Genomic DNA, 12,070 nt, shown 5'->3' with positions numbered 1-12,070 from the left:
CCACCGGTCGGCCCCGGAGCGCGGGGCGCGCGCTCCGGGGCCGACGGAAAGACGCCCCTCAGGGAGTCGGCGTCACTGGTTGACGCAGGTGTTGCCGAAGGCGGGGTTCAGCAGCCCGATCACCGAGATCGTGTTGCCGCAGACGTTCACCGGGACGTGCACGGGCACCTGGACGACGTTGCCGGAAAGGACACCCGGGGAGTGCACGGCGGCACCCTGAGCACCCGAGTCGGCGACGGCCAGGCCCGCGCCCGCGAGAACCAGACCACCAGTGGCAGCCGCAGCAGCGACGACCTTCTTGAGCATTATTCCTCCTCGTTGGCAAAAGCGATCCCGTGTCGCTGATCGCATCACCTGTAACGAGGAGGGACTAATCGAGCTACGAGCTTATGGTCGCATTCACTCTTTTCAGTCCGGTCCGTACACGCGGCCGAATTTCCCGTGTCAGGAAGCGTCGATGAACCGGTCGAGCACCCGCACACCGAACTGGAGCCCGTCCACCGGCACCCGCTCGTCGACGCCGTGGAACATGCCCGCGAAGTCCAGCTCCGGCGGCAGCTTGAGGGGCACGAAGCCGAAGCCGCGGATGCCCAGGTCGTCGAACGACTTGGCGTCGGTGCCGGCGGAGAGCATGAAGGGGATCGCCTTCGCGGCCGGGTCCTCGGCGAGGAGCGCCGACTGCATGGCCTCGACGATCGCCCCGTCGAAGGTGGTCTCCACGGCCTTGTCGGAGTGCACGTCCTCGCGCCGCACCTTCGGGCCGAGGATCCGGTCGAGGTCGGCGAGGAACTCCTCCTCGAAGCCGGGCAGGAACCGGCCGTCGATGTTCGCGGTGGCCTCGCCCGGGATGACGTTGACCTTGTAGCCGGCGTTCAGCTGCGTGGGATTGGCCGTGTTGCGCAGGCTCGCGCCGATGAGCTTGGCGATGCCGCCGAGCTTGGCGAGGGTCGACTCCATGTCCTCCGGGTCGAGCTCGGTGCCGAGCGCGTCGCCCAGCTCGTCGAGGAAGGCCCGGGTGGTCTTGGTGACGCGTACCGGGAACTTGTGCCGGCCCACGCGGGCGACGGCCTCCGACAGCTCGGTGATCGCGTTGTCCCGGTGGATCATCGAACCGTGTCCGGCGGTGCCGGCCACGGTCAGCTTCATCCAGTGCATACCCTTCTCGGCCGTCTGGATCAGATAGAGCCGCCGCTGCTCGTTCACCGTGAACGAGAACCCGCCGACCTCGCTGATGGCCTCGGTGACCCCCTCGAACAGCTCGGGGTGACGGTCGACGAGCCACCGGGCGCCGTACGTGCCGCCCGCCTCCTCGTCGGCGAGGAAGGCCAGCACGATGTCCCGCGGCGGCCGCCGCCCGCTGCGCAGCCGGTCGCGCACGACGGCCAGCGTCATCGCGTCCATGTCCTTCATGTCGACGGCCCCGCGCCCCCACACGCACCCGTCCGTGACCTCGCCGGAGAACGGGTGGTGGGTCCAGTCGTCGGCGTTGGCCGGTACGACGTCCAGGTGGCCGTGGATCAGCAGCGCGGGCCGCGACGGGTCCTCGCCCTCGATGCGGGCCACGGTCGAGGCGCGCCCCGGGTGCGACTCGAAGATCCTGGGCTCCAGCCCGACCTCGGCGAGCTTCTCCGCGACGTACTCCGCGGCCTTGCGCTCGCCCGGGCCCGAGTGGTCCCCGTAGTTGCTGGTGTCGATCCGGATCAGCTCGCGACAGAGGTCCACGACCTCGTCCTGGCCCGTGACGCCCTTGGCCGTGTCCTTCTCGCTCACGCTGCTTCCTCCCACTGTCGCCGCTGGTCGGTCCCCCTCATCCTCCCCCTCCGCCCACTCCGCTCCCAAGACCGGACCCGGCCCGTCACAAGCCGTTCACGACCGGCCCGGGGCCGGGAACAGGGTGTGATCAGCCACCCCCGAAAGCCTGGTAATGTTTCCTTCGTCGCCGCGGGGGAAACCCCGCACGACAGACACCTTGTCCGGGTGGCGGAATGGCAGACGCGCTAGCTTGAGGTGCTAGTGCCCTTTATCGGGCGTGGGGGTTCAAGTCCCCCCTCGGACACCACGGAGGGCCTCTGTTGATCAGGGGTCCTCATTTTTTCCCGCTCCGCACCGGTAGTTCGCCTCCGCGGCGGACCAACTGAGCGGCCCTCGGGGCGAGTTCGGCACCCGGTGTGCCCGCCGAGGGGCCAGTTGTGGGGCATCTCTCGTCCTGCCCGCAGACCCCCAGGTCATCGCTGTGCGCTCAGGGTCGCGATGTGCCCCGGACAGCCTCCCCGAGTGGCCGGACGACGGAGCGAAGCCTAGCGTCGTACTAATATTTCCGGCTTGTTATGAAGCTGGAGCCGGACAACCCCAGGCTGACCTGCGGGCCCGCCAGCGCCCCGGAGGCCTCCGGGTTCGAGACTCGAGGGACCGGATGGCAGCCACACAGGAGGGCAGTGATCTCGGGCTGCTCGACGCGGAGCTCCGCGAGCAGTTCGGTGACACCGCACGTTTCACCGCGGGCACGGCCGCCTCGCCGCGCACGCTGGTCGACGTGTTCGACGCGTCCGTGCGCTCGTACCCGGACGAACTCGCGCTCGACGACGGCACCGCGCGCCTGACGTACCGCGCGCTGGCCGTAGAGGTGGAGCGGCTGCGGCTGCGGCTCGCCGAGGCCGGTGTCGGGCTCGGGGACCGGGTGGGGGTGCGGGTCCCCTCGGGGACCAATGAGCTGTACGTCGCCATCCTGGGCGTCCTCGCCGTCGGCGCCGCCTATGTCCCCGTCGACGCCGAGGACCCGGACGAGCGGGCCGAGCTGGTGTTCGAGGAGGCCGGCGTACGGGCGGTCATCGGCGCCGGGCACAGCGTCACCGTGCACGACGGCCCCGGCTCCCCGGCCGGGCGGCCCGGCACCGGGCACGACGCCTGGATCATCTTCACCTCCGGGTCCACCGGGAAGCCCAAGGGCGTCGCCGTGACGCATCGCAGCGCCGCCGCCTTCGTGGACGCCGAGGCCGCCCTGTTCCTCACGGAGGAGCCGATCGGGCCCGGCGACCGGGTCATGGCGGGGCTGTCCGTGGCCTTCGACGCGTCCTGCGAGGAGATGTGGCTGGCCTGGCGGTACGGCGCCTGTCTGGTGCCCGTGCCCCGGTCGCAGGTCAGGAGCGGTGCCGATCTCGGGCCCTGGCTGGTCGAGCAGGAGATCACGGTCGTGTCGACCGTGCCGACGCTGGCCGCGCTCTGGGAGCCCGAGGCCCTCAACGACGTACGGCTGCTGATCTTCGGCGGTGAGGCCTGCCCGCCCGAGCTGGTGCAGCGGCTGGTCACCGAGGGGCGCGAGGTGTGGAACACCTACGGGCCCACCGAGGCGACCGTCGTCGCCTGCGCCTCCCTGCTGACCGGCGAGGAGCCGGTGCGCATCGGGCTGCCGCTCGACGGGTGGGAGCTCGCCGTCGTCGACGAGGCCGGACAGCCCGTGCCCCTGGGCGGCAGCGGGCAGCTGGTCATCGGCGGGGTCGGGCTCGCCCGGTATCTCGACGCCGAGAAGGACGCGGAGAAGTACGCGCCGCTGGAATCCCTCGGCTGGGAGCGGGCCTACCGCAGCGGGGACCTGGTCAAGGCCGACCCCGAGGGGCTGATCTTCCTCGGGCGGGCCGACGAGCAGATCAAGCTCGGCGGGCGGCGGATCGAGCTCGGCGAGGTCGATGCCGCGCTGCAGGCGCTGCCCGGTGTCGCCGGGGCGGCGGCCGCCGTGCGCACCGCCCGCAGCGGCAACCAGCTCCTCGTCGGCTACGTGGTCACCCAGGACGGCTGGGACCAGGCGGCCGCCGTAGAGAAGCTGCGTGCCGCGCTGCCCGCCGCGCTCGTGCCGCTGCTGGCGCCGGTCGAGGAGCTGCCGACCCGTACCTCGGGCAAGGTCGACCGCAACGCCCTGCCCTGGCCGCTGGAGGGCGTGGAGGCGCCGAAGGCGGATCTGTACGGCACCGAGGCCTGGCTCGCCGAGCAGTGGACCGAGGTGCTGGGCATCCCGGTCACCGGCGCCGGTGACGACTTCTTCGCGATCGGCGGCGGCAGCCTGGCCGCCGCCCAGCTCACCACCCGGCTGCGCACCCGCTACCCGAGCGCGGCCGTCCTCGACATCTACCAGCAGCCCACGCTGCGCAAGCTGGCCCGGCGGCTGGAGGCCTCGGCGCAGGACGACGGCGCCCGCCGCACGGTCGCCCCGGTCCCGGTCCGCGCGCAGTTCGTCCAGCTCCTCCTGCTCGTGCCGCTGTTCACGCTGCTCGGGCTGCGCTGGTGGGTGGTCGTGGCCGCGGCCGGCAATCTGCTGCCCGCCTACTCCTGGCTGCCGACCGCCCCCTGGTGGCTGCTCGCGGCCGCTGCCCTGCTGTTCTTCAGCCAGCCCGGACGCATCGTGCTCGCCGCGGGCGGGGCGCGGCTGCTGCTGCGCGGCCTGGAACCCGGCCGCTACCCACGCGGCGGAGGCGTGCATCTGCGGCTGTGGACCGCCGAGCGGCTGGCCGAGTTCGCCGGGGCGACCGCGCTGACCGGCTCGTGGCTGGAGCGGTACGGGCGGGCGCTGGGCGCCCGGATCGGGCGGGACGTCGACCTGCACTCGCTGCCGCCGGTCACCGGCATGCTCCGGCTGGGGCGCGGGGCCGCGGTGGAGTCCGAGGTGGACCTGTCCGGGTACTGGCTGGACGGCGACCGGCTGGAGGTCGGTCCGGTGAAGGTCGGCGCGCACGCCGTCGTCGGGACGCGCAGCGTGCTGTTCCCGGGCGCGCGGGTCGGCAAGCGGGCCGAGGTGGCGCCGGGTTCGGCGGTCACCGGGCAGATTCCCACCGGTCAGCGGTGGGCGGGCGCGCCCGCGGTCAAGCTCGGCAAGGCCAAGCGCAACTGGCCCAAGGAGCGGCCGCAGCGGGGCACGTACTGGCGGGTGATGTACGGCGTGACGGGCCTCGCGCTCAATGCCCTGCCGGTGTCGGCGGTGGTGGCCGCGCTGCTGGTCGCCGGCCTGTTCGTGGCGCCCGGCGCCGGACCCGCCGAGGCCCTGCGGGGAGCCGCGCTGGCCCTCGTCCCGGCCACGCTCGCCTACGGGGTGGCGTACGCGCTGAAGATCCTGGTCGCCGTGCGGCTGCTCAGCCTGGGGCTGCGCGAGGGCACGCATCCGACGCACAGCCGGATCGGCTGGCAGGCGTGGACCGTCACCCAGCTGATGGACCGCTCCCGGGAGACGCTGTTCCCGCTGTACGCCGGCCTGGTCACGCCGGTGTGGCTGCGGCTGCTGGGGATGCGGATCGGGCGCGGCGCCGAGGTGTCGACCGTGCTCGCGCTGCCGAGCCTGACCACGGTCGGCGAGGGGGCGTTCCTGGCCGACGACACGCTGACCGCGCCGTACGAACTCGGTGGCGGCTGGGTGCGGATCGGGCGCGCGGAGATCGGGCGGCGGGCCTTCCTCGGCAACTCGGGGATGACGGCGCCGGGCCGGAGCGTGCCGGACGGCGGTCTGGTCGGCGTGCTGTCGGCCACGCCGAAGAAGGCGAAGAAGGGCACCTCGTACCTGGGGCTGCCCCCGGTGAAGCTGCCGCGCAGCGCGAGCGACGGCGACCAGAGCCGTACCTACGACCCGCCGGCCCGGCTGCTGTGGGCGCGCGGGCTGGTGGAGCTGTGCCGGATCGTGCCGGTCATGTGCTCGGCGGCGCTGGCGGTGCTGACGGTGGCGGCGCTGTGCGCGCTGGGGCCCTGGGCCGCGCCGCTGTCGGGGCTGGTGCTGCTCGCCGCGGGCATCGGGGCGGCACTCGTGTCCGTGCTCGCGAAGTGGCTGCTGGTGGGGCGGCACCGTACCGGGGAGCACCCGCTGTGGAGCTCCTTCGTGTGGCGCAACGAGCTCGCGGACACCTTCGTGGAGATGCTGGCGGTGCCGTGGCTGGCCGGTTCCGTGCCGGGGACGCCGGTGATGACGGCCTGGCTGCGCGGGCTCGGCGCGCGGGTCGGCAAGGGCGTCTGGGTGGAGAGCTACTGGCTGCCGGAGACGGATCTGGTGACCCTGGAGGACGGGGCCTGCGTGAACCGGGGCTGCGTCCTGCAGACACACCTCTTCCACGACCGGATCTTGCGGACGGATACTGTGGTTCTCCGTGAGGGTGCCACGCTGGGCCCTGGCGGGATCGTGCTGCCCGGCAGCACGGTCGGGGCCCGTACGACCCTGGGTCCCGCGTCGCTCGTCATGGCCGCGGAGTCCGTCCCGGACGACACCCGCTGGCTCGGCAACCCGATCGAGGCATGGCGGCCCTGAGCGCGGGCCACCCGGCGGTGACGGTGGGCGGTGCACCGGCACGGAGTGGCAGCACAGCGCAGGGAGCAGACGCGGCAGTGGCAGTTCAGCAAGCAGTGGGGCAGGACCCGTACTTCCCGGCAAACGGCGATCCCCGCTACCGGGTGCACCGGTACGAGCTCACGCTGGACTACCGTCCGGGCCCGAACCGGCTGGCGGGCACGGTCCGGATCAACGCCATCGCGGGGCGTGCGGCGCTCACCGAATTCCAGCTCAACCTGGCCGACTTCAGGATCGGCCGGGTCCGGGTGGACGGCCGACAGCCGCACTACACGCACCGTGGCGGCCGGCTGCGGGTCCGCCCGGCCAAGCCGATCCGCGCCGGGGCCGCCTTCACCGTGGAGGTGCACTGGTCCGGGAATCCGAAGCCGGTGCCCAGCCCCTGGGGCGAGCTCGGCTGGGAGGAGCTGGAGGACGGGGCGCTGGTGGCGAGCCAGCCGATCGGGGCGCCGTCCTGGTACCCGTGCAACGACCGCCCCGCCGACAAGGCGTCCTACCTGATCTCGGTCACCACGCCGTCCGCGTACGCCGTGGTCGCGGGCGGGCGCCTGCTGACCCGGACGACGAAGGCCTCGACGACGACCTGGGTGTACGAGCAGTCCGCGCCCACGTCCAGCTATCTGGTGGGGCTGGCGATCGGCAAGTACCAGACGGTGCTGCTGGGCGACCCGGGTCCGGGCGGTGTGCCGCAGCACGGGCACATCCCGGCGCAGCTGTTGCCGGAGTTCTCCCGGGACTTCGCGCGGCAGCCGGCGATGATGGAGTTGTTCCAGGAGCTGTTCGGGCCGTACCCGTTCGACGAGTACGCGGTCGCGGTGACGGAGGAGGAGCTCGATGTCCCCGTCGAGGCACAGGGGTTGTCGCTGTTCGGCGCCAACCATGTGGACGGGGCCCGGGGGTCGGAGCGGCTGGTGGCGCACGAGCTGGCGCACCAGTGGTTCGGCAACTGCGTGTCCATCGCCGACTGGCGGCACATCTGGCTGAACGAGGGCTTCGCGAAGTACGCGGAGTGGCTGTGGTCGGAGCGCTCGGGCGGTCGCGGCGCCCAGCAGCTGGCCGCCGCCGCGCACCAGTTGCTGTCCACCCAGCCGCAGGACCTGCGGCTGGCCGACCCGGGCCGCAAGCTGATGTTCGACGACCGCCTCTACCAGCGCGGCGGGCTGGCCGTGCACGCGGTGCGCTGCGCGCTGGGCGACGACGCGTTCTTCCTGATGGTGCGCAGCTGGGTACGGCTGCACCGCAACGGGGTGGTGACGACCCAGGCGTTCACCGCCCACGTCGCCCGCTTCGCGGAGGAGCCGCTGGACGCGCTGTTCGAGGCCTGGGTGTACGGCGCGAAGCTGCCCCCACTGCCGACGCTGACGGCGACGGGGGGCGCGGCCTAGGACGCCGGGATGATCCAAACGACACCCCCCAGCGGTCCGGCTTCCCGGCACAATGGGGGCATGGCCCGACGCACTGCCCGCCCCGCCCGTACCGCCGGATTGGCGAAGCCCGCCGCCTCCTGTCCCTGCGGTCTGCCCGAGTCGTACGACGGCTGCTGTGGCCGCTACCACTCGGGCGGCGCCGCGGCGCCGACCGCCGAGGCGCTGATGCGGTCGCGGTACAGCGCCTTCGTGACGGGGGACGTGGCGTATCTGCTGCGGACGTGGCATCCGGACACCCGGCCGGCCCGGCTCGACCTCGATCCGGGGATGCGGTGGACCGGGCTTGAGGTGCTCGACACCGGTGAGGGGTCGGCCTTCCACACCACGGGGACCGTGACCTTCCGCGCCTCCTACCGGGGCGGCTCGCTGCACGAGCGGAGCCGGTTCGAGCGGGTCGGCGGGGCGTGGGTGTACGTCGACGGGGAGTTCCCCGACGAGTAGGGCGCCCCTACGGCGCCAGGATGTCCAGTTCCTGGAGCGCGCCCACCGTGATCTCGCGGGTCAGCTCCCGCGCGCGGGCCGCGTCGCCGGCGCGCACCGCCTCCGCGACCTGGACGTGCAGGGTGACGGCGGCCGGGTCGGGGTCCTCGAACATGACCTCGTGGTGGGTGCGGCCGGCGAGGACCTCGGCGACCACGTCGCCCAGCCGGGCGAACATCTCGTTGCCCGAGGCCGCGAGGATCACCCGGTGGAAGGCGATGTCGTGGACGAGGTACTCCTGCAGCTTGTGGCCGCGTGAGTTGGCCACCATGCCGAGCGCGCACTCGGTGAGCTCGGCGCACTGCTCGGCCGTCGCGTGCTTGGCGGCCAGGCCCGCCGCGGCCGGCTCGACCGCCGAGCGCAGCACCGTCAGCGAGCGCAGCTGGTGCGGGCGGTCGGTGCCCGCCAGCCGCCAGCGGATGACCTGCGGGTCGTAGACGTTCCACTCGGCCTTCGGACGCACCGTGACGCCCACCCGGCGGCGGGACTCGACCAGGTGCATGGATTCGAGGACCCGGACCGCCTCGCGCATGACGGAGCGCGACACCTCGAAGTGCTGGGCCAGTTCGTCCGTGCGCAGGACACTGCCCGGCGGGTACTCGCCCGCGGTGATCGCAGGGCCGAGGGTATCCAGTACGTGGCCGTGCAGCCCTCGGCCCGGTGTGCTCATGCACTCAGCGTACAGAGTGGATCACTCACGCAAAAAGTCAGACTTATTCGTCACACGCACTTGAATTAGTCGTACGTAATGGGTTTCAGTGAGGCCGACGTCGGATGACGACGTCAGATGTCGAGGAAGACAGCGAGGCAGTGATGCGTACCCCCCACGTCGTCGCGGTGATGGGTGTCTCGGGCACGGGCAAGACCACGATCGGTCCGCTGCTCGCCGCCCGGCTGCACGTCCCGTACGCCGAGGGCGACGACTTCCACCCGCAGGCCAACATCGACAAGATGTCGGCCGGGATCCCGCTCGACGACGCGGACAGGTGGCCGTGGCTCGACGCCATCGGCGCCTGGGCGCACGGGCGGCGCGGGCTGGGCGGGGTGGTCAGCTGCTCCGCGCTGAAGCGGTCGTACCGCGACCGGCTCAGGGCCGAAGCTCCCGGGATCGTGTTCGTGCACCTCACGGGCGACCGGACGCTGATCGAGGGACGGATGACCCACCGGCGCGGTCACTTCATGCCGGCCGCGCTGCTGGACTCCCAGTTCGCCACGCTGCAGCCGCTCCAGCCGGACGAGGCCGGAGTCGCCGTGGACGTCTCAGGCGGCCCCGAGGAGATCACCGAACGGGCGGTCAAGGCACTGGACACGCTTCCCGACGCACCGCAGTAATCCCTCCCCAAGTCCCCATACCTCCAAGGGAACCCCGTGACCAGACTCAGCGTCGAGATGCTGGCAGCGGACGCCGTCGAGCCGATCACGTCGGCCGGTCATGCCCAGTTGGGCATCGCCGTGCTGGCGGGCATCGCCGTCATCGTCCTGCTCATCACCAAGTTCAAACTGCACGCCTTCCTGGCGCTGACCATCGGCTCGCTCGCGCTGGGCGCGTTCGCCGGGGCGCCGCTCGACAAGGCGATCACCAGCTTCACCACCGGGCTCGGCACCACGGTCGCCGGCGTGGGTGTCCTCATCGCGCTGGGCGCGATCCTCGGCAAGCTGCTCGCCGACTCCGGCGGCGCCGACGAGATCGTCGACACGATCCTCGCGAAGGCGAGCCGCCGGACGATGCCGTGGGCGATGGTGCTGATCGCCTCCCTGATCGGCCTGCCGCTGTTCTTCGAGGTCGGCATCGTGCTGCTGATCCCGGTGGTGCTGATGGTCGCCAAGCGCGGCAACTACCCGGTGATGCGCATCGGCATCCCGGCACTCGCCGGTCTGTCCGTGATGCACGGCCTGGTGCCCCCGCACCCCGGCCCGCTGGTCGCGATCGACGCGGTCCACGCCAACCTGGGCGTCACCCTCGCGCTCGGCGTCCTCGTCGCGATACCCACGGTGATCGTCGCCGGGCCGCTGTTCTCGAAGGTCGCGGCCCGCTGGGTGGACGTCCCGGTTCCGGACCGCATGCTCCCCCAGCGGCCCTCCGAGGAGTTGGAGAGCCGCCCCCGCTTCGGTGCCACCCTGGCCACCATCCTGCTGCCGGTCGTCCTGATGCTGTCCAAGGCGCTCGTGGACATCGTGGTCGACGACCCGACCCACACGGTGCAGCGCGTCTTCGACGTCATCGGCTCACCGCTGATCGCCCTGCTCACCGCCGTCATCGTCGCCATGTTCACGCTGGGCCGGCCGGCCGGGTTCGGCAAGGAGCGGATCTCGCGGACGGTCGAGAAGGGTCTGGTCCCCATCGCGGGCATCCTGCTGATCGTCGGCGCGGGCGGCGGCTTCAAGCAGACGCTGATCGACTGCGGTGTCGGCCAGATGATCCTGGACATCTCCAAGGACTGGTCGATCCCGGCCCTGCTGCTGGCCTGGCTGATCGCGGTGGCGATCCGGCTGGCGACGGGTTCGGCGACGGTGGCGACGGTCTCGGCCGCGGGTCTCGTGGCCCCGCTGGCCGCCGACATGTCGACCACCCACACCGCCCTGCTGGTGCTGGCCATCGGCGCCGGCTCGCTCTTCTTCAGCCATGTCAACGACGCCGGATTCTGGCTGGTGAAGGAGTACTTCGGGCTGAGCGTCGGCCAGACCGTCAAGACCTGGTCCGTCATGGAGACGATCATCTCGGTGGTCGCCGGCGGCCTGGTCCTGCTGTTGTCCCTGGTGATCTAGGGGTCTCAGAGGAAGCTGAGAGGTCGCCGTGCCAGGCTGGCGCCCCCATCACCCTCAGGAGCGCCTCGATGAGTCTGATCAACGGCCTGCCCGCCCATGTCCTGCTGGTCCACGTGGTCGTCGTGCTGATACCGCTCACGGCAGTGGCCCTGGCGGTGGCGGCGCTGTGGCCCCGCGCCGCCCGGCGGCTCGGCCCGCTGCTGCCGCTGCTGGCCCTGGTCGCCCTGGCCAGTGTGCCGTTGACCACGAAGGCGGGCGAGTGGCTGGAAGGGCACGTGGACGACGACGCCCTGGTGCGGCGGCACACCGAGCTGGGTGACGGGTTGCTGCCGTGGGCCCTCGGCCTGTTCGTCCTCGCCGTGCTCGTGTGGTGGGCGGCGAAGCGGGCTTCCGCGGAGTCCGAGCAGGGCGGCGGCACGCGTCGGCTCGCCCTGCTCGGGCGGATCGCCGTGGGCGTGCTGTCGCTGGCCGTCGCGGCGGGAGCGGTGGTGGACGTCTACCGGATCGGCGACTCCGGGGCCAAGGCCGCCTGGCACGACGCCTACTCGAAGACGGCGACGGGGGCAGAGGGTCACTGATCCGGCGCGGGCTCCGCGCCGGGTCAGCGGCCCGCCGAGTCCAGCGCGGACTGGAGCGACTGCCGGTAGCCGGTGCTGGTGTACGTGGCGCCCGACACCACGTCGATGTCCGCGCTCTGCGCGGACAGTGCCTCGCGCCGCAGTGCCGGCAGCGCGTAGCCGCTGATCTCCTGGTCGCGCGGGTTCTCCCGCGGGTAGTCGACGGCCGTCACGTCCGTGAGCCTGCCGTCCTCGATCGTCACCCGCACCCGCACCGGTCCCCAGCGGGTCTGCACCGCGTCGCCGGTGACGGATCGGGGGCCGGTGGAGCCGGTCGACCGGCTCGCACTGCCGGACGGAGTCGAACCGCCGGACACGGACGGGGACTTGGTTTCCGCCGTCGCGAGCGTGGGACCGGCGTGCGGCTTCAGGGACAGCAGCAGCACCATCCCGCAGACCGTGGCCGCACCGGCCAGTACGGTCCGGCGGAGCGCGTGGTTCTTCCTCAACGGGTGCATGCGTGCGTC

At 72.1% G+C, this 12,070-nt stretch carries 10 protein-coding genes and 1 tRNA gene; 7 read left to right on the top strand and 4 right to left on the bottom strand.

What is annotated here, in order from left to right; genetic code table 11:
- Positions 1 to 72: 72 nt before the first annotated feature.
- On the bottom strand, positions 73 to 306 hold the full coding sequence (gene chpH, locus ACWGKT_RS19340; protein WP_235452898.1) for a chaplin ChpH: 234 nt from the start codon (positions 304 to 306) through the stop codon (positions 73 to 75).
- 138 nt (positions 307 to 444) lie between these two features.
- Complete coding sequence (locus tag ACWGKT_RS19335; protein ID WP_453274611.1) at positions 445 to 1,770, bottom strand: M20/M25/M40 family metallo-hydrolase; 1,326 nt, start codon at positions 1,768 to 1,770, stop codon at positions 445 to 447.
- Between the two features lie 201 nt (positions 1,771 to 1,971).
- Here ACWGKT_RS19335 and ACWGKT_RS19330 point away from each other — a divergent pair.
- The 4 genes from ACWGKT_RS19330 (at position 1,972) to ACWGKT_RS19315 (ending at position 8,181) form a co-directional block, all read left to right on the top strand.
- Positions 1,972 to 2,059, top strand: a tRNA-Leu gene (locus ACWGKT_RS19330).
- A 354-nt stretch (positions 2,060 to 2,413) separates the two neighbouring features.
- On the top strand, positions 2,414 to 6,274 hold the full coding sequence (locus ACWGKT_RS19325) for a Pls/PosA family non-ribosomal peptide synthetase (protein ID WP_453274610.1): 3,861 nt from the start codon (positions 2,414 to 2,416) through the stop codon (positions 6,272 to 6,274).
- 77 nt (positions 6,275 to 6,351) lie between these two features.
- Positions 6,352 to 7,698, top strand: coding sequence for a M1 family metallopeptidase (locus tag ACWGKT_RS19320; protein WP_453274609.1), 1,347 nt, complete (start codon positions 6,352 to 6,354; stop codon positions 7,696 to 7,698).
- A gap of 60 nt (positions 7,699 to 7,758) precedes the next feature.
- Entirely contained in the window at positions 7,759 to 8,181 is a 423-nt protein-coding gene (locus ACWGKT_RS19315) for a YchJ family protein (RefSeq protein WP_453274608.1), read from the top strand.
- 7 nt (positions 8,182 to 8,188) lie between these two features.
- On the opposite strand, the gene ACWGKT_RS19310 is transcribed toward ACWGKT_RS19315, so the two are convergent.
- Positions 8,189 to 8,890 (bottom strand): FadR/GntR family transcriptional regulator, encoded by a 702-nt coding sequence (locus ACWGKT_RS19310; RefSeq protein WP_356156365.1) that lies wholly within the window; start codon positions 8,888 to 8,890, stop codon positions 8,189 to 8,191.
- Between the two features lie 143 nt (positions 8,891 to 9,033).
- Between ACWGKT_RS19310 and ACWGKT_RS19305 the strand changes: the two genes are divergently transcribed.
- From ACWGKT_RS19305 to ACWGKT_RS19295, 3 genes are all read left to right on the top strand, one after another.
- On the top strand, positions 9,034 to 9,552 hold the full coding sequence (locus ACWGKT_RS19305) for a gluconokinase (RefSeq protein ID WP_453274607.1): 519 nt from the start codon (positions 9,034 to 9,036) through the stop codon (positions 9,550 to 9,552).
- A gap of 36 nt (positions 9,553 to 9,588) precedes the next feature.
- Entirely contained in the window at positions 9,589 to 10,986 is a 1,398-nt protein-coding gene (locus tag ACWGKT_RS19300) for a GntP family permease (RefSeq protein ID WP_453274606.1), read from the top strand.
- Positions 10,987 to 11,054: 68 nt separating this feature from the next.
- Complete coding sequence (locus ACWGKT_RS19295; RefSeq protein ID WP_453274605.1) at positions 11,055 to 11,564, top strand: DUF2231 domain-containing protein; 510 nt, start codon at positions 11,055 to 11,057, stop codon at positions 11,562 to 11,564.
- 23 nt (positions 11,565 to 11,587) lie between these two features.
- On the opposite strand, the gene ACWGKT_RS19290 is transcribed toward ACWGKT_RS19295, so the two are convergent.
- On the bottom strand, positions 11,588 to 12,061 hold the full coding sequence (locus ACWGKT_RS19290) for an FMN-binding protein (protein ID WP_453274604.1): 474 nt from the start codon (positions 12,059 to 12,061) through the stop codon (positions 11,588 to 11,590).
- Positions 12,062 to 12,070 lie beyond the last annotated feature (9 nt).

The sequence above is a fragment of the Streptomyces sp. NPDC054794 genome (genome assembly GCF_053611585.1).
The sequence above is the reverse complement of the archived record's forward strand: the minus strand, read 5'-3'. Positions and strand labels throughout refer to the sequence as shown.

What these genes read in the sequence shown, in the direction of transcription:
- chpH (WP_235452898.1), bottom strand. Translation starts at nt 306, where the DNA reads ATGCTCAAGAAGGTCGTCGCTGCTGCGGCTGCCACTGGTGGTCTGGTT.
- ACWGKT_RS19325 (WP_453274610.1), top strand. Translation starts at nt 2,414, where the DNA reads ATGGCAGCCACACAGGAGGGCAGTGATCTCGGGCTGCTCGACGCGGAG.
- ACWGKT_RS19315 (WP_453274608.1), top strand. Translation starts at nt 7,759, where the DNA reads ATGGCCCGACGCACTGCCCGCCCCGCCCGTACCGCCGGATTGGCGAAG.
- ACWGKT_RS19310 (WP_356156365.1), bottom strand. Translation starts at nt 8,890, where the DNA reads ATGAGCACACCGGGCCGAGGGCTGCACGGCCACGTACTGGATACCCTC.
- ACWGKT_RS19305 (WP_453274607.1), top strand. Translation starts at nt 9,034, where the DNA reads ATGCGTACCCCCCACGTCGTCGCGGTGATGGGTGTCTCGGGCACGGGC.
- ACWGKT_RS19295 (WP_453274605.1), top strand. Translation starts at nt 11,055, where the DNA reads ATGAGTCTGATCAACGGCCTGCCCGCCCATGTCCTGCTGGTCCACGTG.
- ACWGKT_RS19290 (WP_453274604.1), bottom strand. Translation starts at nt 12,061, where the DNA reads ATGCACCCGTTGAGGAAGAACCACGCGCTCCGCCGGACCGTACTGGCC.